Source organism: Dyadobacter sp. Leaf189 (assembly GCF_001424405.1).
Lineage (GTDB): Bacteria > Bacteroidota > Bacteroidia > Cytophagales > Spirosomataceae > Dyadobacter.
Genome location: NZ_LMPS01000001.1, coordinates 490019 through 515495, shown reverse-complemented (window position 1 = coordinate 515495; position 25477 = coordinate 490019). Strand labels below are relative to the sequence as shown.

Genomic DNA, 25477 nt, shown 5'->3' with positions numbered 1-25477 from the left:
TTTCCAAGAACTTAAAAATTCCTTAGAAAAAACTTAAATCTCTTACCTAAGTCCAATATTTTCCTGGTGAATTATCAAACCTGTTCAGGCTTGGTGTTGTAAGCGTGCACGCAGGCAGCAATTTCGGGAAGTAGTTCTGGGTTTTGTTCAATTCCATTTCCAACTACAATTACATCAGCACCGGAACCTAATGCGATATCCGCTTTCTCGTAAGAGTTAATCCCGCCACCAACAATAATAGGCGTACCTACTGCTCCGCGAACCGCAGCAATGATTTCACCGGGAACTGGAAACTGGGCGCCGCTTCCGGCATCGAGGAAAATGTTCTTGAGACCCAGGTACTCGCCCGCCATTGCGGTACAGGCCACGATACCCGGCTTGTCGCGGGGCAATGGGGTAGTCCCGCTGATATAGGAAACAGTAGTGAGTTTGCCGCTCTCCACCAGCATGTAGCCGGTTGGAAGTACTTCAAGGTTGCTGCGCTTCAAAAGTGGTGCTGCAATCACGTGCTGCCCGATCAGCAATTCTGCATTGCGGCCGGAGATCAGCGAAAGTAAAAGAATGGCGTCGGCAGACGGATCAATGTGCAGGCTGCTACCCGGGAAAAGGATAGCAGGTATATCTGTGTACTCGTGAATTGCTGAGATCAGCTTGTCAATAGCATAGTTGGTGATCAGGCTGCCTCCTACGAAAAAGAAGTCAACACCATGACCAGCCGCATATTCAAGGAATTTCGGAAATGTAGAAAGATTAACTTTATCTGGGTCTAAGAGAACAGCAAACGATTTCCTTTTTTCTTCTTTACGTGTCAAAAGGAGGTCTGCGATTTGATGCTTCGCTGTTTTCATTCAGTTCTTCGTTCGTCTTCAATTAAATGCTTCAGCTTGTGCCGGGCCCAACCCACAGCCAGTGTCCAGGCCAAACTTTGAACTGCCTGCACCACCTGTGACTGTTTTTTTTCCTCTTTAAGCTTTTTATGGCTTATCAGGAGCAGTTCGTTATCTCTTTCCTTTTCCCTGGCTTTTCCGAGTTCTCTTTCCCTGTCTTTTTTGGTTTTAGGCAAAAAAGCATTCATCACAACGAATGTAGTAGCCAGTACGCCGCCGATCACAAGTGCCTGCTTACCGTACGTAGTTGCGTCTGTTTTAAGGTCGCTCCACTGGCTTTCCAGCTTATCACGGTAGATCTCTGCATCAAGCAGAAGATCATGCTTGGCTTTGTCAGTGTCTGACGAAAAAGGTTTGACTTTTACCGAAGAATCTATTGGAGTACTCATTTCATTACTGTTTAATGGTGCCCGGGGATTCAAAAGGAATCCAAAAATAGCAATTCAAGATTATTTATCAGCTAATATGCGGCTAAAAGCTTGGTCACTCTTTGTCCCCCATAAACTTTACGAGAACCGAGCGGATCATATGAACAAACTTTTCTCTCCATACAATCCAGATAATCAGTTTGATAACAAATACCCCAAGCAAAATCAGATATCCCAGGTAATCACTATCCAACCACCTGTTCAGGAAAGTTCCTAATAAAATAACGACCAGTATAAGGATTGTCAATGCAATGCAAAGTATCAGCGCACCGTACACTGCCATTACAGCGGCGCGCTCGATCTTATCCCTGGTTTCAATTTTAAATAAATCGATACGTGTCTCGAAATACTTAAAAAGCGTGTCTTTAATCTCCTCTAGTTGACTTAGCATAATCAGTAGTTTTCAAATCATGTGTATCCATTTACGACCTGATTTGCAGGTCGTTCATACACTAATCCAAAAACATACCAAGAATCGCGGAAACTACTGAAACTACCAACCCGAAGAAAAGAGCCGACAGGAAGTTACTCACGTAAAATCCATCAACCAGAAAGCTGGCGAGATAAATAATGAATACGTTAACGACAAAATAGAACAGTCCCAGCGTAAGAATGGTAATGGGGAGTGCGAGTATTTGCAGTACCGGCTTTAAGAATGTATTGAGGATTCCAAGAACAATTGCCACGATGATGGCCGTAGTAAAACTTTCAACTGCAACCCCGGGAATTAAATTGGCGCCGATGAGCACTGCCAAAGCACTGATTACAAGTCGTAGGAGTAATTTCATTCGGTAAGCAATTATTGGTGACGGCTACGAAGTACGTCAATTACCTCATCTAAGTCAATGTTTTTTTCCTCCAGAAGAACAAGCAGGTGGAAGAGCAAATCGGACACTTCATTTTTAAAAAGATCCACATCATCGTCCTTCGCCTCTATCACAACTTCGACCGCTTCTTCACCTACTTTTTGGGCGATTTTGTTGATCCCGCGCTTAAAAAGGCTGCTGGTGTAGGACTCCTCCGAAGGATTTATTTTTCGCTCTCTTATCACTTTCTTTTGAAGATAGTTGAGAAAAAACGCCTCCCCTATTCGGGCATCCTGACTATTTTTTTCCCCAAAACAGGTATCTGCGCCTGTGTGGCATGTTGGCCCTGCCGGAGTGGCTTTGATCAGCAATGTATCACCGTCACAATCCGCTATGATCTCGTTGATAAAAAGGAAATTCCCAGACGTTTCACCCTTTGTCCATAAACGCTGTTTGCTGCGACTGAAGAACGTAACCGTACCTTCTGTCTTTGTTTTTTCAAGCGCTTCCTTGTTCATATAACCAAGCATCAGCACCTTGTCTGTATGAACATCCTGGATGATGGCGGGTACCAGCCCGTCGGTTGACTTATCAAAGTCGATGGTAGAAAAGTTATCGTTCATTTCGTCTGGTTTATCTTGTCAATCTAATGGGAAGTTTCCTGTCGCCCAGGTAGGCTTTCAGATCCGGGATGTCTATTTCCCTGAAATGAAAAATGCTTGCCGCAAGCCCGGCGTCGGCTTTACCTGTGGTAAATACATCGTAAAAATGCGCCATTTCTCCTGCTCCGCCTGAGGCGATGACGGGAATGTTGGCATTACCTGAAATTGTTGCTGTCAGTTCAAGAGCAAAACCGTTTTTGGTACCGTCGGTGTCCATGGAAGTCAGCAAAAGCTCGCCGGCTCCCCGGTCTTCCACTTCTTTCGCCCAGGGTATCGTCCTGAGATCGGTCGGCTTGCGGCCACCGTGCGTGTGGACAATGTGCTCTTTCCCGTTTTCAATATCTATATAACGTGTGTCAATCGCCACTACAATGCATTGACTTCCAAATTCAAGTGAAAGTTCATTGATCAGGTCCGGATTACGCACCGCAGCCGAGTTGATAGAAACCTTGTCGGCGCCGGCATGCAGCAATGCAGAAACGTCAGCAATGGAGGATATACCGCCTCCTACTGTAAAAGGTATATTGATCGTTTGCGCAACGCGTTTTACGAGCTCAATGAATGTAGAGCGGCCGTCGATCGTGGCGGTAATATCCAGGTACACCAGCTCGTCGGCACCCTGGGCGGCGTACAATGCACCCAGCTCCACAGCATCGCCTGCGTCGCGCAGGTTCACGAAGTTGACTCCCTTGACAGTCCTGCCGTCCTTTACATCCAGGCAGGGGATAATCCTTTTAGTTAGCATAATTATCAGGCGGAGAATCGCATTAGCTCGGCAAGACTGATCCTGTTTTCATAGATCGCCTTTCCGATTATAACGCCGTAAATGTTCATTTCAGCTAATTTTTCAACATCTTCAATTCCGCTGATCCCTCCGCTGGCAATGATATGCAGACCGGGACATTTATCCTGAAGATTTTTATAGAGGTCAAACGAAGGTCCCTGCAGCAAACCATCTTTCGCCACATCGGTACTGATCGTGTACTTCACCCCCTTTTCTACGTATTCTTCCACGAAATCATAAACCCATAATGCAGTACCTTCTTCCCAGCCGCTCACCGCGATTTTCTCATTCTTGGCATCTGCCCCGAGAATGATCCTTTCGCCTCCGTAAGTTTTCAGCCAGTTTTCGAAGATCTCAGGTTTTTTAACTGCGATACTGCCACCAGTTACCTGCTTTGCGCCACTTTCAAAAACAACCCTCAGATCATCGTCAGACTGTACACCGCCACCGAAGTCTACGTGCAGGCTGGTTTTGGAAGCAATGGTTTCAAGTACCTTCCAATTGACGATTTTCTTGGCTTTTGCCCCGTCAAGATCCACCAGATGCAACCGCTTCAATCCTGCATCTTCAAACTGCAATGCAACTTCGAGCGGGTTTTCGTTATAGATTTTCTTTTGGCCGTAATCCCCCTGCGTAAGGCGCACGCATTTTCCTTCTATCAGATCAATGGCGGGTATTATTTCAATCATGCTCGGAGTGGTTATGATTAGAGTTTCAGGAAGTTTTCGATGATCTGCTGACCTGCATTGCCGCTGATCTCGCAGTGGAACTGTGCCGCATAGAAATTATCCTTATGCAGCATTGCGCTGAATGGAAATGTGTAATCGCAGGTAGCAACTGTATACTCACAAACCGGCGCTGCATAGCTGTGTACAAAGTACATGAATGCATTCTCCGGAATGGAGTCGGTGAGAGGAGTTTTGTAGTCAGATATATTATTCCAGCCCATGTGCGGCACTTTCATGCCGGCAGTAGCGGGAAACCTTTTTACATCCACATCAAAAATCCCCATGCAGGTCGTGTCGTTTTCTTCCGAGTACCGGCACATCAGCTGCATTCCCACGCAAGTACCGAAAACAGGCTGCTTCAATGTAGGAATAAGTTTGTCCAGGCCGGTTTGCCGGAGGTAGTTCATGGTGGTGCTTGCTTCTCCCACACCCGGAAAAATGACTTTGTCCGCTGTGGTAATTTCGGTCACATCGTCGGTATAGATGTACCCTGCGCCCAGCCTGTCCAGTGCATACATGACCGACTGCACATTACCTGCATTGTACTTAATAATTACGGTTTTCATCCGGTTATACTGTTGGAAAGAATAAAAAAAGCCCGATTAGAAAATCGGGCTTCCGGGGATACTATGTATTCAACCTTATTACAACACTACTTGCAAAAACATATCACCCAAGACGACCGAAAGCCAGATGGCTATGATGAAAATGATGATATGTTTCAGCGATTATCATGACACAAATGTAAGGAAAAATGTAAATAATGTTGCCGCTACGCGTAAAAATTGCATTAAAATTTGCTTAGAGTTTTCTTCGTACCTTGCGTTTGAAAATGGCTTTATACCATCATGGAACTATCTATTTCACGTCTTTTTTTATTACTCCTTACATTGATCACCTCAAATTCCATGGCACAGTCTGACGATCTGGCCGAGAAGCTTTTCAAAGCACACCCAACCTACCGCGAAGCCGCATTGACGCAGCGAAGGTTCAAACAAAAAGATATCCTTCCCCTGATTACAAAGCGACAGGGCAATGGAATGTACACGATCGAAAAGGTCGGTGAGTCGTTTGAAGGACGCACAATCCAGATGATCAAAGTAGGTACCGGCAAGAAAAAGGTACTGCTCTGGACGCAAATGCATGGAGACGAGCCCACTGCCACAATGGCGAGCTTTGACATATTCAATTTCCTGGAAGGAAAGAATGACGGATTTGACAGCTTCCGTAAAGAGCTGCTGGAAAAAACCACGCTGTACTTTGTACCCATGCTCAATCCCGACGGTGCCGAAAGGTACCAGCGCCGCACCGTGCAGGGCATTGATATGAACCGTGACGCCGCCGCCCGGCAAACACCGGAAGCAGCTATATTGAAGGGCCTGGTGGATAAACTGAAACCCGATTACGGTTTCAACCTCCACGACCAAAGCCCGCGCTATTCCGCAGGCAGGAGCCCAAAAGTGGCTACGATTTCATTCCTTGCGACTTCCTATGATTACGAATTGTCGATCAACGATGTGCGCCAGCGCTCTATGCAGCTCATCGTGGGGATGAATAAGATTTTGCAAAAGTACATTCCCAGTCAGGTAGCGCGGTACGCCGACGACCATGAGCCGCGCGGGTTTGGTGATAATGTACAAAAATGGGGAACTACGCTTGTACTGATAGAGTCAGGCGGATATGTAGGCGACCCGGAAAAGCAATTTATCCGCAAGCTGAACTTCATGGCGATATTGTCTGCATTGGGTAAGATCGCTGACAACTCCCTTACCAGGGAAAATCGCGAAGATTACTATAAGATCCCCGAAAACGGCCGCTGGGTTTATGATCTCGTAGTCAGGAATGCGACTGTGAGACAGTCAGGGAAATCCTTTACCGCCGACCTGGGCATTAACCGTAACGAAGTCAGCTACTCGAATGCGACCAGGTTTTTTTATTACAGTAAAATAGAAGATTTCGGCGACCTGCACCCGCAATACGGAAGCCAGGAACTGGATGCGAAAGGTTATACCATTGAAAAAGGCAAGGTATACCCTACTACCTACAAAAATGTGAGCGAAATCAGCAAGCTGAATGCATTGAATCTACTGAAAGAAGGCTATACCTACGTGCGACTTGCTGCCGACGCCAACACACGTGCACTCGGGCTTTATTTTACCACTACTCCATTGCATATACTCAGGAGCGGTCAGCCTGTACCTTCGGGAACTCCCGGCCTGGGCAATACGGCTACCTTTATCCTCAAAAAAGCAGGTAAAGTAAGGTATGCAGTGATCAATGGGTTTGTGCATGACCTGGAAGATTTCAGCAGAGAGAAGGGACAGGGAATCGTAGAATAAGTCCTTGATTTATAACAAAAAACGCGTTTCCGAAATAACTGAGTCGTAACATACGGTTAACATTGGGGTAATATTGGCGATCTACTTTTGTGTCATAAATCTGACACAAAAAACATGAAAGCTAATTTATCCCTCTTATTCATTCTCCTCTTTACTACTTCACTCGCTTTTGCGCAGACAGGCTCTGTAAAAGGCACAGTAGTAGATTTTAAAACGAAAGAAGCTGTTATCGGTGCCAGCGTGGTACTGAAAGGCTCTACTCCTCCCATTGGTACTGCAACGGACGTCGAAGGCAATTTCGACATTTCCAATATTCCCACAGGAAAGCAGACGGTTATCATCAGCTATGTATCGTACAAGCCCAAAGAAATTGCGATCGAAGTTTACCCGAACCAGGCTGTTCTGATCAATACCACCATTGAAGAAGATGTGGCGAACCTGGAAGAGGTGAAGATTGTTGGCCAGCGCCAATCCTTTACTGATGTTTCAGTAATTACCGAGATCAAGCAGGCTGAGCAGATCGCGGTAGGTATTTCGGCACAGCAGATCCAGAAGTCGCAGGACCGTGACGCTTCGCAGGTTGTGCGCCGCGTACCAGGTGTTTCTATTCAGGACGATCGGTTCGTGATTATCCGCGGGTTGAATGAGCGTTACAATACGGTAATGCTGAATGACGCAATCACCCCTTCTACCGAGGTTGACGTAAAATCATTCTCATTTGACCTGATCCCAAGTACTGCTATCGACCGGATGATGATCTACAAATCCGGCGCACCTGAACTTCCTGGTGAATTCGCAGGAGGTATTATCAAAATTTACACAAAAACAATCCCCGACGACAACGGATTTACATTCAGCCTCACAGGCGGCTACCGCGGAAATACCACATTCAAGAATGTGCTCGACTACAAAGGCGCTGCATTGGACTGGACAGGTTTTGGCGCCCCGGACAGAGCGCTTCCAAATGGCTTTCCTTCGACAAGAAGGTTGCAAAGCGAAAATACGCCATCGGAAGCATCATTGAACGCATTCCGCAAGCTGCCTGAGTTTTATGATTTGAAATCAAAATCAGTAACTCCTGATTTGCGTGCTTCACTGGGTTACAACCATATATTTGAATTGGGTAATATGAAGTTGACAACATTCAATAATGTCAACTATTCATCTACGAACCAGTTTTTACCGACAACCCAGTTCCGTTACCTGAGCTTTAATAAAGAAAAACAGAAATCAGACATTCAGAGCTCTTACCAGGACGAATTGTACCAAAACAATGTCCGCTTGGGTGTGATGTCAAACTGGGCGCTGATCATCAATCCAAATCACAAGATTGAGTTCAGAAACCTCTTCAACCAGCTGTCTAACAAAGAGACTAACTTCCGTCAGGGCTACAATACAGACAATGATGTGGAAGTTCAGAACTACGCATTCCGTTACGAGTCGAAGAGCATTTACTCAGGCCAGTTAGGCGGTACGCACGAGCTTGGCGCACGTACAACCGTAAAATGGCTGGGTGCATTGGGAACAACGTTCCGCAGCGAGCCTGATTACCGCCGCTTTATTTCAACCCGCGCAATTGGCAGCACCGGTCCTTTCCAGGTTGAACTTGTTCCGGGAAGCAACGCCAGCTTAACAAGAGGCGCAAGATTTTATTCTGAATTAACCGAATATACCAGCTCTTTCCGCGCTGATATTGAACACCGCATTGAACGCAATGGCTACGAAGACGACGAGAGCATGCAAATAAAATTGCGTGCAGGCGCTTATGGCGAGCTAAAAGACAGGGCTTTCAAAGCAAGATGGTTTAACCTGACCAACTCCGGCAATGCTCCTCAGGAATTGCTCAGCCAGGCACCAGCGCAGCTTTTTGATTCACAAAACATTGGAGCAAACCAACTTTATTACGCAGAAAGAACCAATACGGACGACAAGTATAATGCTCAGAACTCTTTGATGGCGGGATACCTCGGCGCTTACATTCCTTTCAGCAAAAAATTCAATGCATCTGTTGGTCTGCGTGTCGAGAACAACATTCAGAAACTGCAAAGCAGGCAGCGTGGTGGTGGCGACCGGATCCGCGTTAACAATCCGATCTTCCGTTTCCTGCCTTCTGCAAACTTCGCCTACAACTTCACCGAGAAATCACTGGTAAGACTGGCTTATTCTGTTTCTGTGAACCGTCCCGAGTTCCGCGAGCTGGCTCCGTTTACTTACTATGACTTTAACTTCGACGTATCCCGCGTTGGTAACCCGAACCTGAAAACACCTTCGATCCAGAATGTGGACCTGCGTTACGAATTCTATCCGAAAGATGGAGAGATGATCTCGGTGGCTGCATTCTACAAACACTTCAAAAACCCGATCGAAACGCGTATCCGCTACGCAGGTTCAGGGGTATCGTTCTATGTTGACAATGCAAAATCGGCTTACACGGCTGGTGCTGAGATCGAGCTTCGTAAATCACTCAAAAACCTGACCGTATCTCCATTCATGGATAACCTTAGCGTAGTGCTGAATGCATCGGTAATCCATAGTAATGTACTGACAGGCTTCGCCGGACAGGAAAACGACCGTCAGTTGCAGGGCCAATCGCCTTACCTGATCAATGCAGGACTTTACTACAATGACGTAAACCGTGGCTGGCAGGTGAATGCACTTTATAACGTGGTAGGCCGCAGGATCTTCCTGGTTGGAGATAAGGATTTGCAGCCAACCGTGTACGAGATGCCGAGAAACATCATCGACCTGAACATAGTGAAGGCATTGGGAGAACACCTTGAAATCAAATTGGGAATCCAGGATCTGCTCAATCAGCGCTTCCGCCTTATCCAGGATAGTAACCAGGACCAGAAAATTTCCGATGTGGATGAATCTTACCAAAGCTTCAAAAGAGGCAGCTACTCAACCATTGGCGTGACTTATAAATTTTAATAAAACCGCAAGTCGTAAACCGGCTCTCTTATCAAAAAAGAACTTTAAAACAGAAAACAAACAATTGAATTTATGAAAAACACAGGTAAACTTTTGAGCTTGCTGATGTTGGGGCTTACAATGTTCGGATCCATTTCTTGTACGAACGACGACGATGATGATGACGAGGATATTGTAACTCCGGTAGGTGAAATGAAAACCGTCACTGGCAAAATCACATCCAACACTACCTGGTCGGCTTCCAACCAATATTTACTTTCAGGATTTGTATATGTTGAGTCTGGCGCTACATTGACTATCGAGCCGGGAACGATCATCAAAGGAGACGGAAAGCAGAAAGGCTCACTGATCGTTAAGCCAGGCGGAAAGATTATTGCCGTAGGAACTGCTGATAAGCCTATCATTTTTACATCAAGCATGCCAGCCGGACAGCGTAAAGCTGGTGACTGGGGAGGCTTGATCCTGCTTGGAAAAGCGCCTGTTAACAAACCTGATGCAGTAATTGAAGGTGAAAACCAATCTGTATATGGCGGAACAGAAGCAGCTGACAACTCAGGACAACTTAAATATGTGCGTATCGAGTTTGCTGGTATCGCATTTGAAACGGATAAGGAGATCAACGGCCTTACATTCGGTGGCGTTGGTTCAGGAACTGAGATTGACTACGTACAAGTTTCGTACTCAGGTGATGATTCATTCGAATGGTTTGGTGGATCAGTGAATGCAAAGCATTTGATCGCTTACCGTGGTTTGGACGATGATTTTGATACTGATAATGGTTTTTCAGGAAACGTACAGTACGGTTTCATCTTGCGTGACCCAGCTGTAGCTGACTTAGCTGGTGATTCAAATGGCTTTGAGTCTGATAACGACGGAACAGGTACAGCTGCAACTCCCCAAACTTCTGCGAAATTCGCCAATGTTACTATCGCTATGGCAGAAGGAACAGTTAATGCCAAATTCAACTCGGCAATACGTATCAGAAGAAATTCTGCGATCTCGGTTTACAACACGCTGATTACAGGCGCATGGCCACGTTCTGCTGTCAGAATTGAAGGTGATGCTACTCTCGCAAACTTCGTTGCAGGCAGGATTAAAATGGACGGAAATGCAGTTGCTATCACAGGAACTCCTGCACAAGGCGTAATTGAAGGAATCACGCAAGCACTTTTCATCCCGGCAGGAAGCAAAAACATGGTTGGCGCTGTTGCAGATCTTAAACTGGCGACTGGCTACAACTCTATCACTGCGAAGCCAGGTCTTCTTCCACAAGCTGGCTCTTCATTGCTGACAGGTGGCGCTACGTTGCCGACAGGATTTGAAGCCAACACAGTTGTAGGTGCTTTCGGAACTACCGACTGGACTGACAAATGGGCGAACTGGGATCCACAGAATGCAAACTACGAGATCAGAAAGTAATAGTCTTATATAATTGGTGTCAGAATTTAGAAAGGCCGTGAACACATGTTCGCGGTCTTTTTCTTTCATACGGGTAAATTTCTCTTATTGACCACAAAACCCGTATTGCATTCCTCCATCGAAAAGGATAACTTCGTTTCCGTTATTTTGTCTTGACAATTAATTTGTCAGGATCGCTAATCTTAATTCTACTGAATGTCCGAATTCCAAGCTTACCTGCAATTAGGTTTTGAACACATCACAGATGCCAATGGCTACGATCACATTTTGTTTATCATGGCGCTTTGTACAATATATACCCTGATTGACTGGAAAAAGGTGATCGTGCTGGTAACTGCTTTTACGATCGGACATTCGATTACACTGGCGCTTTCAACGCTCGGCCTCATTAACATTGATCCGGCCTGGATAGAGCTTCTTATCCCCGTTACCATCGTAATTACCGGCTCTCTGAATTTCTTTTACAAAGTCCCCAAGGGTTCTTTTGGTAAAAAAGAGGAGAACTCGACAACGAGATACGGACTGGCCCTTTTCTTCGGCCTTATCCACGGGCTGGGTTTTTCAAACTACCTCCGTGCATTGCTGGGCAAGGAAGCCGCGATTTTCAATCCGTTGCTCGGGTTTAACATCGGACTTGAACTGGGTCAGCTGATCATCGTTTTTGTAATCCTTTCCATTGCTTTTGTAGTGATTGAAATCCTGCGGGCACAGCGCCTCAGCTGGATTCACATACTTTCCGGGATTATTGTAGGAATGGCGTTTTCGCTTATCCTGAACAATGAGCTTTTTGTAAGCCTTACAGGCGGAAGTGCCGAATAACAAGAATTTATTACATCTGACTAACTAATTATGAGAAAACTCCTGCTCCCGTTACTCTTCCTGCTGGTTTCCGTGGCTTCCTATGGTCAGCAGCTGCCGACTTCCGCCACTTACCAGTACAACGACCGTTTTGAACAGCTGGGTCCCATGCTGCCAACGCCAAATTCAACACGCGCGGCTTCCGGTGCGCCGGGCCGCGAGTACTGGCAACAACGCGCCGACTACGACATCAAGGCCGAACTGGACGACGAAAAGCGCCGCATTATCGGTTCGGAGACCATTACTTTTTACAACAATTCCCCCGACGACCTGAAATATATCTGGTTGCAACTGGATCAAAACCTCTTCAAAAAAGACGGAATCGCAGCGATGTCACGTACCGGCGCGATCAGTGACAAAGGAATGACCACCAGCCAGCTTGCCAATATCAACAATGGAAGAGGATCCTCACTGGATCCGGAAGTGGAATATGGCTACAACATTACCGCGGTAAAAGACAAGGCAGGCAAGGCACTTCCGTACAAGATCAATGGTACTATGATGCGCATTGACCTTCCGGCAGTGATGAAGCCCGGTACCAACTTCGTTTTTGGGGTAGACTGGAACTATAACATTACCGAGTACTATGGTCGAAGCGGATATGAGTTTTTCCCGAAAGACGGAAATGCCAACTACTTCATTGCGCACTGGTTTCCACGCCTTGCTCCTTATGATGATGTAAATGGCTGGAACCACAAACAATTTCTAGGCCAGGGAGAATTTGCATTGATCTTCGGTAACTATAAAGTTGCCATTACAGTACCCGCCGACCACGTGGTAGCGGCCAGCGGAGAATGCCAGAATTATGCACAGGTGCTTACTGCTACCCAGAAACAACGTTTGAAGAAAGCTGAAACTTCCAAAACACCGGTAATCATCGTAACGCAGGCCGAAGCAGAAAAGGCTGAAAAGCGGGAGAATAAGAATCCAGGCAAGAAAACGTGGATTTACAAAGCTGATAATGTGCGCGATTTCGCATTTGCGAGCAGCCGGAAATTTATCTGGGACGCCATGCAGACCGATGTTTACAAAAGCGGCCGCAAGATCTGGTGTATGTCCATTTACCCGAAAGAAGGTAACCCGCTTTGGGAACAATATTCAACCCGCGCAGTGGCGCATACTTTGAAATCTTACGGAGATCGCACTTTTGAGTATCCTTATCCGGTTGCGATTTCCTGCCACTCAGTTGCAGGCGGCGGAATGGAATATCCGATGATCAGCTTCAATGGCGGTCGCCCGGAAGAGGATGGTACTTACAGCGAAGCAGTGAAATACGGAATGATCGGTGTGATCATTCACGAAGTGGGCCACAACTTTTTCCCGATGATCGTTAATTCTGATGAACGTCAGTGGGCCTGGATGGACGAAGGCTTGAATACATTCTGCCAGTACCTGGCTGAAAAAGAATGGGACTACAACTTCCCGACCCGCCGCGGCGAGCCCAATCAGATCACGGATTATATGTCTTCTGACAAATCGGTACTAACACCGATTATGGCTTCTGCCGAGAATGTGATCGGGCTGGGACCAAATGCTTACGGGAAGCCCGCAACTGCATTGAATATCCTGCGTGAAACAGTAATGGGCCGCGAGCTTTTTGATCATGCATTTAAAGAGTATGCAAACCGCTGGCGCTTTAAAAGTCCTACCCCGGCTGACTTTTTCCGTACCATGGAAGACGCGTCGGGTGTTGATCTTGACTGGTTCTGGAAAGGCTGGTTTTATGGAACCGAAGCTGTTGACCAGGATCTGGTGAGTGTAGATTGGTTCAGCATTGATACCCAAAATCCGGATATCGAGAAAGAGCTCGCCCGTCAGGAATTTGCGCGCAAGCAGAATACAATGAGCAAAATCCAGGATGCAAAAGCCAAAGGAGAAACCGTGGTAGCACAGGATTCCACGATGGCGGATTTCTATAACCGCTACGATCCGTTCAAGGTAACAGCGGCTGATAAACAAAAATATGAGCAGTACCTGGCTTCGCTTTCGGAAAGTGAGCGTGCATTGATCCAGCAGAACACCAATTTTTATACACTTTCAGTCAAAAACAAAGGCGGACTTCCGATGCCTGTGATCGTGAAAATGGGCTTTGAAGACGGAACTGACTCTGTTGCGGTATTTCCGGCAGAAATCTGGCGCTTCAACGATCAGCAGATCAATAAGGTAATTTCTACCAAAAAGAAGGTGGTTCAATGGACACTCGATCCTTACCAGCAAATCGCGGACATCGACACGGAAAACAATGCATTCCCGCGTGTTTCCAAACCAACCCGCTTCCAGATCTACAAACAGCAAAGCAGAAAAACACCGAACCCCATGCAAATGGAAGGTGTAGGTGCAGGAAAAGTCAGCACTGATCCGAAGAAGTAAGCTTCGATTTTTATCTGTAAAAAAGTCCGCTCCGGCTTCGCGCCAGAGCGGACTTTTTTTTATGTAATTTCAAAGTCAAGGCTATGTAATTTCAAAGTTAGATCTATGTAATTTCAAAGTTTAGTTTATGTAATTTCAAAATAGAAGTTATGTAATTTCAAAGTTTGATTATCTTTACAAAAGACATTTCAGGCAGTATGAACTTTGTAATCAGGGACATAGAGAAAGTAGTTTGGGAACAAAGCACTAAGTTCCCTGTCATTGCATTGACCGGGCCGCGGCAGTCTGGAAAGACTACACTTTTGAAGACACTCTTCAAAGGTTATAAATACATTTCGCTGGAAGATCCAAACAACCGCGCCTTCGCGGACATCGACCCGGTTGCGTTTCTGAACCTTTACTCAGATAAGGTAATATTGGATGAAGTACAGCGGGTTCCTTCATTATTTTCTTATATCCAAACAATCGTAGATAACTCTGGTATGATGGGCCAGTTTATACTCTCGGGCTCACAAAACTTCCAGCTTCTTAACAGTATTACCCAGAGTCTGGCGGGGCGGGTTGCGCTGTTCAAATTGCTGCCTTTCGATTTTAGCGAAATGAAATCCGGGAATTTGCTGGCGGATGATGTAGCTGATGTATGCCTGAACGGTTTTTACCCTGCTGTATTTGACCGCTCGATCAAGCCTGGTATTTTTTATTCCAACTATATTCAAACCTATGTGGAAAGGGATGTTACTGAACTTACCAGTATCAGAGATACGCGACAGTTCAGGACATTTGTTAGTCTTTGTGCGGGCAGGGTTGGGCAGCTGCTCAATCTGAATTCACTTGCAAATGAATGCGGTATCTCACAGCCGACAGCCAAATCGTGGTTATCGGTACTTGAAAGCAGTTACATTATTTTTCAGCTTCAACCTTACTATCAGAATTTTAATAAACGCGTTGTAAAAACTCCCAAGCTATACTTTTACGATACCGGGCTGCTTTGTCACATTCTCGGGATCAGAAATGCAGAGACTTTTCATACCAGTCCGTTCAAAGGAAATATCTTCGAAAACCTTATTATTGCCGAGTATCAAAAGAAAAATGCACATCAGTATCTTCACAATGATTACTGGTTCTGGCGTGATTCCAACGGGCACGAGATTGACCTTTTGACTCAAAACGGGAATGCGTTTGACATTTTTGAAATAAAATCAACACAAACCGTGCTGACTGAGCATTTCAAAGGAATGAATTTCTTCAATGAAGTAAGTAACGGGCTCGCGGGGACTAAAACGCTTATTTACGGCGGGGATCAAAATCAGAAAAGGACTGACTATTCCGTGCTGGGCTGGCGCAACATTTAATTGAAACCGAAACCATGAACATTGTAATACTTGACGGATATACTTTGAACCCGGGCGATCTGGACTGGACCGCCGTTTCAGAGCTGGGGAATGTTAAAATATACGACCGTTCCAAGCCGGAAGAGATCGTGGAGCGGGCGAGCAACGCCGAGGCGATTTTGGTGAATAAGGCAGTACTATCGGCTGCCACGCTATCGCAGCTGCCAAAGTTGAAGTATATTGGTGTTACAGCTACCGGTTACAATAACATCGATATGGAAGCCGCCAAAAAGCAGGGTATTGTTGTAACTAATGTAAAAGCTTACAGCTCTGCCTCTGTTGCCCAGCAAACCTTCGCATTGCTTCTTGCACTTGTCAACCGGGTTGAAACACACAGCCAGAGCGTCTTTGCGGGTGAATGGGCTTCTTCGCAGGATTTCAGCTACTCGAAATCGCCGCTCACTGAACTGGCTGGCAAAACAATGGGACTGATCGGTTTAGGAGATATCGGATCGAATGTGGCCGAAATTGCACTGGCTTTCGGCATGAAGGTTATTGCTTACCGCAAGCATCCAAAACCGGTGCAGGGAATTGAAATGGTTTCGCTGGAAGCACTTTTCAAAAACAGTGATGTGGTAAGTCTGCATTGCCCGCTGACGGAGGAGACAAAGGAAATTGTCAACAAAAACAGCCTTGCCTCCATGAAACCGGGCGCGCTGCTTTTGAATACAGGTCGCGGCCCGCTAATCAATGAACATGATCTTGCAGAAGCTTTGACAAACGGTACCATTGCAGGGGCCGGTCTGGATGTACTTTCGGTAGAGCCGCCAAAGAATGATAATCCACTGCTATCAGCACCGAATTGCGTGATCACACCGCACGTGGCCTGGGCGACGTTTGAGGCGCGGCAAAGGTTAATGCAGCTGACTGCCGATAACCTGCAAACTTTTCAAAATGGGTCACCCGTCAACGTTGTCAGCTAGCGCTTCTTTTTACCGCTTTTCTTTGTCTTTTTACCTTTTTTGCGGCCCCAGTTTTTTTGCATTCTGGCGTATGCCTTCTTACTGACCGTCTTTTTCTTTTTAGATCTGGAAGTGCCATTCTTTTTTCGGGCATTGATATTATTTACCAGCGAGTTTTTCACTCCAAGTTTGTTCTTCTTGGTGCCTGATTTCTTTGTTTTTTTCTTAGCCTTTGCCATTTGCGATGAAGTTTAGGGAACCGAGCATAAATTTTCATGCCGAGAAGATATTCAACGTAAATTGTCTCTCAGATATGAACGCTCGCTTAGCCCGCTTAAATTGACTACAAATCGACGCTATATTCAATGAAATATCCGAACCGACTTTCTTCTGGTGCTAACAATATTGTGATTGCACTTTCAGAAACTGAAGTAGCCAAGCTTTTCGTGGGCGACACGCGCTCGGATATTGGCTCCGAGGCTGATAAAATGAAGTATGCCAACCAGGTTAATGATTTGGTTGTAAAATTCGTAAGGCTGGATTTCCGTGAAGAGTTTGAGGCAGAAATGCTTGTGATGGAGCGGTTGAAACCTATCGACTTCCGCGCTTTTGAAGTTGGTAAAAGGGAATTATGGCTGGATGTGTTTGAAGACGAACTCAACCAGCTTCACAAAAGCGGCTTTGTTCACAGGGATCTCAGACGCCCCTCAGGTATCGGCGGTTTGTATTACGATAATATCCTGTTGACAGATACCGGATTAAGGCTGATCGACGTCGGAATCTCCGCACTGCGGGAGCAGGTAGGCGACAAGATCTTTCAAAAGTTCCTGGAAACTGAACGATCAGAAATGGCTTCATTCAGGGAATTTTTTATAAATCGATGAGATCGGAAAACCCTTGAAGCGAGCCTGGGACAGTTTTTGTACAGTATGGTTTTCAGGTTAATTTTGTTTACTAAAGTTCAGATTAAAGCTTTTCCCCTTGAATAATCGACTTGCTATCCTATTATCAGTGCTGTTCCATCCACTGATCCTCACAACTTACCTATTTGCATTACTTTTCCTGCTTTCGCCAGACCTGGTCGGTGTCAGCGCATTTGAATTTCCGGCATTGGGCAGCCTGTTGACGCTTTTATTCTTAAACACCTTTGTCGCACCGGCGGTAGTTACCTATTATTTTATGAAAATGGGGGTGATTACAAATTTGTATGTTGACGACGTAAATGAGCGGCGATTGCCTTATCTGGCGACGGTTATCATTTATGGGCTCGCCACTTATCTTTTCGGGTGGCAATTGCAGCCGGTTGGAGAAATGGCGCCACAGATATCGGTGATACTTGCCAGCGTGACCCTGTCGCTTGTGGTCGTGACCTGTGTGAGTTATTTCTGGAAAATCAGTGCGCATGCGACGGGCATAGGCGGTGTTATCGCTATGCTCGCGGGACTGATGATCCGTTTTGATGAAGTTGCGTTGCTCAATCCATTGCTTATCGCGATCTTGCTGGCAGGCTTACTCCTGAGCGCCCGTTTGCAACTGAATGCACATAGTCCGGGGCAGGTTTTTGCTGGCTTTCTGTGCGGCGTACTGGTAAGCAGTCTGACTGTCTATTTCTATTTCTGATCCAAGAGCCTAAACGCGCCATTTCATGTACGAAAACATTCTTTTTACCCAAGAAAATGGTATTGCGCGACTAAGCCTTAATCGGCCTGAGGTATACCACGCCCTGAATCCGCAGCTCATGCAGGAAATAACAGCGGCGATTTCGATGGTAGCGACCGACGAGCGGATCCGCGTTTTAATCATTACTGCGGAAGGTGAAAAGGCATTTTGCTCCGGCGCGGATTTGAAAGAAACTATGGCAGTAGGCACCACGGCCGAACAGCTGTTGAAAGACTATTACGAACCGATGATAAATGCGATCCGCACACTTTCCAAGCCGGTGATATGCAGATTGAATGGCGTGGCAGTCGGCGCTGGTTGCTCTCTGGTGCTGGCTTGTGACATGGTGATAGCCAGTGAAGAAGCGTATCTGAGTCTCGCATTTGTGCAAATCGGCTTAATGCCCGATGCAGGCGCTACATTCTTTTTGCCGAGACTGATTGGAATGGCCAAAACCTTTGAACTGGCCTCAACGGGCAGGAAAGTAGGAGCAAATGAAGCAGCTGCAATCGGCTTGATCAATAAGGCGGTACCAGCTGCTGAGCTCGATCAAGAAGTAGACAAACTCGCCCGTTTCTACGCCACCGCCCCTACACTCGCCATTGGCACGATGAAGAAAGTATTGAATGAATCGTCGCATTCGGACCTGGCGCGCATGCAGGAACTCGAGAGAGTTAACCAGGAGATCTTGTTCCAAAGTGCAGATTGCCGAGAAGGAATTTCAGCTTTTTTACAAAAAAGAAAGCCTGATTTTCAGGGCAAATAGCCTTATTATAGAATTTAATGCAAGATTTTTATTACAAATGTGTATTGTATTTTAAGACGCTTTTCTATCTTTGCAGTCCGAATACGGAAGGGTTGCGTAGCTCAATTGGATAGAGCACCTGACTACGGATCAGGAGGTTTGGGGTTCGAATCCCTACGTGACCACAAAAAGTTAAAAAGCATCTGAGAAATCAGGTGCTTTTTTTGTTTTGCTAACTAGTAGCATTCTGGTGAGCACTTTTGTTGACCTCGTTACCTGCTCTCTAGCTGCTTCTGGCGGGCTTGCCGCAACGTTATGGAAAGAGACGATTGCTCTATGGAAGCGCATGTGCTACTTTTCCTAAAAAACTAGTAATTACTAGTCGGATCTGACAAAACTTATTTTTTTGAAGAAATATCACTACAAAGGAGTGGATTTCATTGTCGCGCAGGTTAATGTGTCTGTGCCGGTGAAGGGAATGGCCAAGCGCTTGCTTATTTGATGGTGTTTAATCCCTAACTCCATCATTGTAAGCATCAATTCTATCGTAAAGCTCCCTCATTTCTTTATACATCTTTTCATATTGTTGAACTGTCAGTCTAAGCACTTTTACTAGGGTTTTTCCGGAATTAAGAAATGCTGATTGAATCGGTCGATTAGGGATCCAAATCCAATACTCGCCCGCTAAAATTTTGAGAAAGTCCGGTGTTGGTTCTATGAATTCATACATAATTTCTCCTGAGGTGACTATCTCCGTCATAGGACAATAAAGCATATACGGAGTAAAGAACACATTACTACCATTGTACGTTTTGCATTTGTCCAGAACCTCATTGTAGGCTTTCGATTTAAACGTCAACAAGTTAATTCTTAGTTGTTTTACAATTTCCGAGGTGAAAGTTGTATATGCAAAAGTCGATTTGCTCGCAATATGAATCCGAAAAAGTATTGAATCAATCAATAATTGTGTCATTAAAGGCTGCGCTTTAAAGCACACGAACGCTGTTTGCACCTTAGTAATATTATCCCCAACCTCCTGTATTTGCTGCAATGGAAAAAAATCATCTCCAATTCGATTTTGTTCAACGAATTTTTTAATCGCCTGTCCAAAATGAGTTTCAAGGAACCCAATGTATGTTTCGCAGTCATCACATAAAATGTATCTCTCTTTGCTTACGTCCTGCTCAATTAGCGCTCGTTTATCTCGTCTTGAAGCATCAACCTTCCAGACTTTGCCGCGAGACTTGCGAAGTCTTTTAACCATCGAATCAGGAATAATATGCGATTCTCTACTGCAAGCGGGATTTTGTGCACATAGTAAGCAGGTGTCTTTCTCCGATCTCATAAGTGAAAATTTGGGATTTTTAAGTTATCACCAGGCGCTTAGCTATCCTATTCTCCTAGCAACGCGGCAATCTCCTCTCGCAAAATGGGCAAATGCCGTACTACAATCCCCCAAATAACTTCATCGGAAACTGAATCGTACCCGTGAATGATCCTATTTCGAGCATCAACCAGCTTTCTCGAATTGGTAATCTGAACAGTACTATCCTTTTTGATAATGCGGCTCATCGCCTCACCAATGATTTCGATATTTCTTTCGACCGCTCGTTTTGTCCGTAAATCAGCTTGATAATTGGCAAATTGCATCGGCTGATCCGAAAAGAAACTTTCAATTTCGGCGATCCCATTTAACATGTCGTATAGCCAGGTTTTGATCTCAACGTCCATATACAAGCTGCCGGTGCTGATTTACATTTTCAAGAAAATAAGGGTTCTTGATTGCTTTTTCTTCCAGTAAATCCACTGGCCGTTTAAAAACTTCCTGTAATGAAAATTTTAAATCAAAATAGTTGTCAGCATAATCTTCGACTTCCATCGTCGTGAAATCTACAATCAGATCTATATCACTTTCTCCGTCAAAATTGTCAGTCAGCACAGAACCAAAAGCATATAAGCTTCTCACTTTGTGCGTTCTACAAAGTTTAACAATGGCCTCTTTATATTTTTCCAATATCTCCATTTTGATATTCTATTTATCCCCAATCAACCGCTCCAGCCTCCCCATCATCTCCTCCTTCTCCTTCAACATCCGCTCATAAAGCGCAATCTTCTCATTATGCAGCTGAATTATCTTTTCCATCGGATGTAAATTGAAGGTACCGAAATTGAAAGAGTTTTCAACCTTGTCAAATGTATTGGCGATAATATTCACTGCCTGTTCCTCATCAAAATTCCGGATCGCCTCAGCAGGGATTTTCAAGATCGAGGCTACCTGCTCCAAAATACCAGACTCGATCTTTTCCTTTTGTTCCAGTAAAGAAACTTTCTGCTGGTTCCAGTCTTCACCGAGCTCGAAAGCGAGGAAATCCTGCTTAATTCCGAGCATTTCGCGGAAGCGTTTCAGGTTGCGGCCTTCGTGGATCTTCGGATTGGAGGTAGTATGTGTCATTGCGGAAAGGTTTTTTGTTGAACCGACAATTTATATAAATGCCGCCAAAAGTTTCCAGGTAATTTACAGACTTGCCCGTGTAAGTTAACCGTCTCGCCAACACGCCTTTCCCAATTGATTCCAGAATTGACCTTTAACATTGTATTAAAAAACAATTAAAAGGCATGAAAAACTTCATCATCACAACACTACTGATTGCAACAACAATGCTGCCCGCCGCGGCGCAGGTTGACTCTGTTCAAAAACCAAAACCATTGAAAATCCGCCACGCGGAGCCGCTTTACATGGACCTGATCCGTGACCTCGGTGCACGAAAAGGTGAAAAGGAATGGAATGTCGGTTACGGCATTGAAGGTCACAAGGATTACACCGCCAACCATGCATTTGTTGAATACGAATTTTCGCCTGTCAACCGCCTTGGGCTGGAAGTGGAGGTTCCTTTTGCTTTATACAGATCTGCCCAGCCGCAGGAAGGTGCCTCGCTTCCGCGAAACCGCATCGAAGGCTTGAAACTCGCTGCTCAATATACCTTTCTGGTTTCTGATCAACAGCAAATGTCGATGGCGGCGGGTTATATGCATGAATTTCGCGCGCATTCATTTTATTCGATCAATCGTGGCCGGGGCATGTTAAAAGGCCATTCCGTCAGCCCGTTTTTAATCGTTGCCAAAAAGTGGGGAGAGCGGGTCCATTCCATGATTTACACCGGTCCGGAGTGGGAGTTAACACCTGAGGAATCAAAACGGGAGTTATTTTATCAAATCAATGCGAGTATGCATTATGTCCTTCCGGGCGGGCATTTTGTAGGGGTTGAGGTCAATGATGAGTCTTCTGCTACGAGCAGACACACTGTCATTCGTCCGCAAGTGAAACTGGTACTGGCCTCCAATCTGGCACTCGGCCTTGTTACGGGCATTCCTACCCATTTCAGGGATAATGGTATGAGCTTCATGGCCAGGATCATTTTTGAGCCGAAACGAAAAAGGTAATCATTCTCCATTGTTCTGATGGAATGGGGCGGCGAATACCGGGGGTATTCGCCGCCCCAACTTCTTTCACCCCACATGCAACCTCCCGCAGTATATATCGGCAGCCCCCCTCCCCCCTATCGACAGGTTTTGAAGTCTTCCAAGTTGCATTGGTGAGGAGGATTTTTTATATATGTGCCGCTTCACCAGCATTTGCCGGGATTGAATTTGAGCGGCAGGCACAACTTTTCTCCTGAGTAAAATCAAACATCTTAAACCACTTCTGTATATGACCCTCCACAGATACTATATTATTGCGGTCTTGCTCGCCTTCGGCCTGTCGGCCTGCGAGGACAACAAAAAGCAGCAGGAGCTGGATGTACGGGAACAGCGCATTAGTCAGCGTGAAAGAGAGTTTGCGCTGAAAGAAGCCGATTATAAATCACTGCTCGAAATGCGCGATAGTCTGCTTTCGAAAAAAGATACCGCCATTATTCTTCACTGGCCCGACGAAATTGCCGGTCTGTGGAATGCGAAATCGATATGCCGCGAATCCAATTGTCCAGAGTATGTGATCGGCGACCAGCGGTTCAACTCCTGGGAATTTATCAGCGACTCCACAGGACTGTACACACGCGTAATGAGCAATGACAATCAGCTCGTGCGGGTTTATAATGCGCGGTTCGACAGTACAGGCATCGTACTCAACTTTGCGAGCGACTCTTCCGCCACAAAGAATATGGTACTCAACGTGGAACTCGCACGCGTAAACCAGGCGCTGATGAAGGGGCAGCAAATGATGAATATCAATCAGGCCTGCAACTCCAAATTCTCACTCGAGCTGACCCGCCCGACAACCAAATAGCTTATGCAGCTTCTGAATATTCATATAAGCAGCCTGCCGATCGAGGATCCGGTACTGAAATTTCTGATCGAGCTGATCATTATCCTGGGTGCTCCGCTTTTACTTAACAAAATCAAAGTGCCGCATTTGCTCGGACTCCTCATTGCAGGTGCATTGGTGGGTCCTAACGGACTTAATCTGCTCTCCCGCGACAGCAGCGTGGTCGTGACAGGCACCACCGGATTGCTATATATCATGTTTCTGGCCGGACTGGAAATTGATATGGGCGACTTCAAGAAGAACATGGGCAAAAGTGTGACCTTCACTGCGTATACATTTGCCGTTCCGTTCATTCTGGGAGTTCTTGGCGGCTATTATGTGCTGCATTTTTCCATGCTCACGTCGGTTCTTTTCGCCAGCCTGTTCTCGTCACATACGCTGATTTCCTATCCGCTGGTCAGCAAACTGGGTATCTCAAAAAACCTGTCGGTCAACATCACAGTCGGCGGAACTATGCTCACCGATGTACTTTCGCTGCTTGTACTGGCGGTGGTGGTAGGTATGACGCAGGGCGAGGTGAATGGCGCTTTCTGGTTCCAGCTCGGCTTTTCGGTGCTTGCATTCAGCCTTACAGTACTGCTGGTTTTCCCGATTATCGGCAGGTGGTTTTTTAAAAAAGTGGATGATAAAATCTCGCAGTACATATTCGTGCTGGTGATGATTTATCTCGCCGCAGTCCTTGCAGAACTGGCGGGTATCGAAGCAATTATCGGCGCATTCTTTGCCGGTCTCGCACTCAACAGGCTTATTCCGCATACCTCCGCATTGATGAACCGCGTAGAGTTTGTGGGCAATGCGATCTTCATTCCCTTCTTCCTGATCAGCGTGGGTATGCTCATCGATTTCACCGTTTTCTTTAAAAGTCTTGAAACCCTGGGAGTGGCCGCGGTGATGCTCGTTGCATCCATCGGCGGAAAATACCTGGCTGCGGTGCTGACGCAAAAGACATTCAGGCTGACCAAGGATGAAGGAATGCTCATTTTTGGATTAAGCTCTGCCTCCGCCGCTGCTACACTTGCGGCGGTGATGGTAGGTTACAACATTATCGTTTCTGAAAATGCGAATGGAGAAACGGTCCGCCTGCTGAGTGAGCACGTTTTGAATGGGAGTATCTTACTGATCCTGATTTCATGTACCGTCTCTTCATTTGTTTCAATGGCGAGTGCGCAGAAGATTGCGGCGGTAGACAAGGAAGCTACGGCGTCGGGTATCAATCAGGAAACTGAAAATATACTCCTCGCTGTCAATTATGAGGATACAGTGGAGAAAATGGTGAATCTGAGCCTGCTGATCAAGGCTTCACATAACCGCGACAGACTGTTTGCATTGAATATTATTAATGATGAAAAGAATGAATCTTCTGTCAAGAATGCTGAAAAAACGCTGCACACTGCTGTGACTACTGCCGCGGCGGCCGATGTCCGGATCCAGCCGCTTACGAGATATGACAGCGATGTTGCTTCGGGTATCAGCAATGTGATCAAAGAGCAGAAGATTACCGATCTCGTTCTGGGTTTACAGCCAGGTAAAGGCTTTACGCCCTCGCTGGTTTACAATCTCACCAACGCATACCTGCAAAACGACAATGTCAATACATTGATTTACCATTCGGCACAGCCTATTTCGACCATTAAAAAATACCTTGTACTGATCCCGCCCCGGGCTGATAAGGAGCCGGGATTCTTTCAGGCATTGCTGCGCGTCTGGAACATCGGGAAAACTTCGGGCGCTGTCATGGCATTTTACACCAGCAGCCAGATCATCCGCATTATTGAACGGGTTGCCAAAAAATCAAACATCGAACTGACGCTCCATCCGGTGGAATATTGGGGTGAAGCCGAGCAAATAGCCACGCAAATTGCAGAAGATGAGGGGTTGATCATTTTTATGGCTAAACGCGGAATGGCCTCTTATTTTCCCAGAATGGGCTTGTTACCCGACTTCCTGAACCAGCATGCATTGCAAAACAATTTTTTGCTTATTTATCCATTCTCCCAGCAACCCGAGGATGAAACGGAAAAACGCTCCGTCAGCAACAACGACGATTTTGTCGAAATCAGCCGCATGATCAGCAAGATCTTCCCGTCATAATGTAAAGTTGACCGACAAATATTTCAGCCAGAAAAACGGTAAATGCCCGATTGAAGAAAAAGCATCCGGCCGCAAAATGATGAGGAACAATATTTTTATATTGAACCGCTTCATGCCCTTTTACCCAAACCAAGCGCAATATCGTGTCGTCTG

The 25477-nt window shown here is 45.9% G+C and carries 26 protein-coding genes and 1 tRNA gene; 14 read left to right on the top strand and 13 right to left on the bottom strand.

The features are described 5' to 3' along the window. Window positions 1-74 precede the first annotated feature (74 nt). The 8 genes from ASG33_RS02330 to hisH all read right to left on the bottom strand — a co-directional run bounded on the left by ASG33_RS02330 (window position 75) and on the right by hisH (window position 4861). Window positions 75-848, bottom strand: coding sequence for a geranylgeranylglyceryl/heptaprenylglyceryl phosphate synthase (locus tag ASG33_RS02330; RefSeq protein WP_056279860.1), 774 nt, complete (start codon window positions 846-848; stop codon window positions 75-77). Next, window positions 845-1276 (bottom strand): hypothetical protein, encoded by a 432-nt coding sequence (locus tag ASG33_RS02325; protein WP_056279858.1) that lies wholly within the window; start codon window positions 1274-1276, stop codon window positions 845-847. The genes ASG33_RS02330 and ASG33_RS02325 overlap by 4 nt, the downstream gene beginning before the upstream one ends. A 94-nt stretch (window positions 1277-1370) precedes the next feature. Further along, window positions 1371-1706, bottom strand: a complete 336-nt coding sequence (locus ASG33_RS02320) for a phage holin family protein (protein ID WP_056279856.1) — start codon at window positions 1704-1706, stop codon at window positions 1371-1373. A 61-nt stretch (window positions 1707-1767) separates the two neighbouring features. Next, a complete protein-coding gene (locus ASG33_RS02315; RefSeq protein ID WP_056279854.1) occupies window positions 1768-2103 on the bottom strand; it encodes a phage holin family protein in 336 nt (111 codons plus the stop codon). An 11-nt stretch (window positions 2104-2114) separates the two neighbouring features. Next, complete coding sequence (gene hisIE / locus ASG33_RS02310) at window positions 2115-2744, bottom strand: bifunctional phosphoribosyl-AMP cyclohydrolase/phosphoribosyl-ATP diphosphatase HisIE (RefSeq protein ID WP_056279852.1); 630 nt, start codon at window positions 2742-2744, stop codon at window positions 2115-2117. 10 nt (window positions 2745-2754) lie between these two features. Continuing rightward, entirely contained in the window at window positions 2755-3528 is a 774-nt protein-coding gene (hisF, locus tag ASG33_RS02305) for an imidazole glycerol phosphate synthase subunit HisF (RefSeq protein WP_056279850.1), read from the bottom strand. Between the two features lie 5 nt (window positions 3529-3533). Then, window positions 3534-4256 (bottom strand): 1-(5-phosphoribosyl)-5-[(5-phosphoribosylamino)methylideneamino]imidazole-4-carboxamide isomerase, encoded by a 723-nt coding sequence (gene hisA / locus ASG33_RS02300; protein ID WP_056279848.1) that lies wholly within the window; start codon window positions 4254-4256, stop codon window positions 3534-3536. A 17-nt stretch (window positions 4257-4273) separates the two neighbouring features. Continuing rightward, window positions 4274-4861, bottom strand: a complete 588-nt coding sequence (gene hisH / locus ASG33_RS02295; RefSeq protein ID WP_056279846.1) for an imidazole glycerol phosphate synthase subunit HisH — start codon at window positions 4859-4861, stop codon at window positions 4274-4276. A gap of 342 nt (window positions 4862-5203) precedes the next feature. On the opposite strand from hisH, the gene ASG33_RS02290 reads away from it, so the two are divergent. From ASG33_RS02290 to ASG33_RS02260, 7 genes are all read left to right on the top strand, one after another. After that, entirely contained in the window at window positions 5204-6634 is a 1431-nt protein-coding gene (locus tag ASG33_RS02290; protein ID WP_229238539.1) for a M14 family zinc carboxypeptidase, read from the top strand. Between the two features lie 114 nt (window positions 6635-6748). After that, window positions 6749-9565 (top strand): TonB-dependent receptor, encoded by a 2817-nt coding sequence (locus ASG33_RS02285; protein ID WP_056279842.1) that lies wholly within the window; start codon window positions 6749-6751, stop codon window positions 9563-9565. Window positions 9566-9637: 72 nt separating this feature from the next. Further along, window positions 9638-10984: a hypothetical protein gene (locus tag ASG33_RS02280; RefSeq protein WP_056279840.1), complete on the top strand. Its 1347-nt coding sequence runs from the start codon at window positions 9638-9640 to the stop codon at window positions 10982-10984. 195 nt (window positions 10985-11179) lie between these two features. Further along, window positions 11180-11803 carry a HupE/UreJ family protein gene (locus ASG33_RS02275; protein WP_056279837.1) on the top strand — a complete coding sequence of 208 codons (624 nt, stop codon included), beginning with the start codon at window positions 11180-11182 and terminating at the stop codon, window positions 11801-11803. 30 nt (window positions 11804-11833) lie between these two features. Beyond that, window positions 11834-14212: a M1 family metallopeptidase gene (locus ASG33_RS02270; protein WP_056279836.1), complete on the top strand. Its 2379-nt coding sequence runs from the start codon at window positions 11834-11836 to the stop codon at window positions 14210-14212. 164 nt (window positions 14213-14376) lie between these two features. Then, window positions 14377-15564 carry an ATP-binding protein gene (locus tag ASG33_RS02265; protein WP_229238538.1) on the top strand — a complete coding sequence of 396 codons (1188 nt, stop codon included), beginning with the start codon at window positions 14377-14379 and terminating at the stop codon, window positions 15562-15564. Window positions 15565-15578: 14 nt separating this feature from the next. Then, complete coding sequence (locus ASG33_RS02260; RefSeq protein WP_056279830.1) at window positions 15579-16526, top strand: D-2-hydroxyacid dehydrogenase; 948 nt, start codon at window positions 15579-15581, stop codon at window positions 16524-16526. Here the strand turns inward: ASG33_RS02260 and ASG33_RS02255 are convergent. Beyond that, the gene (locus tag ASG33_RS02255) at window positions 16523-16744 is read right to left on the bottom strand and encodes a hypothetical protein (RefSeq protein ID WP_056279829.1); all 222 of its coding nucleotides are present in this window, start codon (window positions 16742-16744) and stop codon (window positions 16523-16525) included. The genes ASG33_RS02260 and ASG33_RS02255 overlap by 4 nt on opposite strands. Before the next feature lie 126 nt (window positions 16745-16870). Between ASG33_RS02255 and ASG33_RS02250 the strand changes: the two genes are divergently transcribed. From ASG33_RS02250 to ASG33_RS02235, 4 genes are all read left to right on the top strand, one after another. Beyond that, window positions 16871-17389: a hypothetical protein gene (locus ASG33_RS02250; protein WP_056279827.1), complete on the top strand. Its 519-nt coding sequence runs from the start codon at window positions 16871-16873 to the stop codon at window positions 17387-17389. Between the two features lie 97 nt (window positions 17390-17486). Continuing rightward, window positions 17487-18125 (top strand): hypothetical protein, encoded by a 639-nt coding sequence (locus tag ASG33_RS02245; protein ID WP_056279825.1) that lies wholly within the window; start codon window positions 17487-17489, stop codon window positions 18123-18125. Between the two features lie 25 nt (window positions 18126-18150). After that, window positions 18151-18930: an enoyl-CoA hydratase/isomerase family protein gene (locus tag ASG33_RS02240; protein ID WP_056279823.1), complete on the top strand. Its 780-nt coding sequence runs from the start codon at window positions 18151-18153 to the stop codon at window positions 18928-18930. Window positions 18931-19020: 90 nt separating this feature from the next. Further along, window positions 19021-19094 (top strand) — tRNA-Arg (locus ASG33_RS02235). 323 nt (window positions 19095-19417) lie between these two features. Here the strand turns inward: ASG33_RS02235 and ASG33_RS02230 are convergent. From ASG33_RS02230 to ASG33_RS02215, 4 genes are read right to left on the bottom strand one after another with little or no spacing between them, the layout of a single operon-like run. Further along, the gene (locus ASG33_RS02230) at window positions 19418-20254 is read right to left on the bottom strand and encodes a hypothetical protein (protein ID WP_157474531.1); all 837 of its coding nucleotides are present in this window, start codon (window positions 20252-20254) and stop codon (window positions 19418-19420) included. Window positions 20255-20301: 47 nt separating this feature from the next. Beyond that, complete coding sequence (locus ASG33_RS02225; protein ID WP_056279819.1) at window positions 20302-20640, bottom strand: DUF86 domain-containing protein; 339 nt, start codon at window positions 20638-20640, stop codon at window positions 20302-20304. Then, window positions 20630-20932 carry a nucleotidyltransferase family protein gene (locus tag ASG33_RS02220; protein ID WP_056279817.1) on the bottom strand — a complete coding sequence of 101 codons (303 nt, stop codon included), beginning with the start codon at window positions 20930-20932 and terminating at the stop codon, window positions 20630-20632. Before ASG33_RS02220 ends, ASG33_RS02225 begins: the two co-directional genes overlap by 11 nt. 9 nt (window positions 20933-20941) lie before the next feature. Then, window positions 20942-21361, bottom strand: a complete 420-nt coding sequence (locus ASG33_RS02215; protein ID WP_056279815.1) for a helix-turn-helix domain-containing protein — start codon at window positions 21359-21361, stop codon at window positions 20942-20944. Between the two features lie 164 nt (window positions 21362-21525). On the opposite strand from ASG33_RS02215, the gene ASG33_RS02210 reads away from it, so the two are divergent. The 3 genes from ASG33_RS02210 to ASG33_RS02200 all read left to right on the top strand — a co-directional run bounded on the left by ASG33_RS02210 (window position 21526) and on the right by ASG33_RS02200 (window position 25324). Next, entirely contained in the window at window positions 21526-22350 is an 825-nt protein-coding gene (locus ASG33_RS02210; protein WP_056279813.1) for an HAEPLYID family protein, read from the top strand. 268 nt (window positions 22351-22618) lie between these two features. Beyond that, window positions 22619-23194, top strand: coding sequence for a hypothetical protein (locus ASG33_RS02205; protein ID WP_056279810.1), 576 nt, complete (start codon window positions 22619-22621; stop codon window positions 23192-23194). A gap of 3 nt (window positions 23195-23197) precedes the next feature. Further along, entirely contained in the window at window positions 23198-25324 is a 2127-nt protein-coding gene (locus ASG33_RS02200; RefSeq protein ID WP_056279808.1) for a cation:proton antiporter, read from the top strand. Window positions 25325-25477 lie beyond the last annotated feature (153 nt).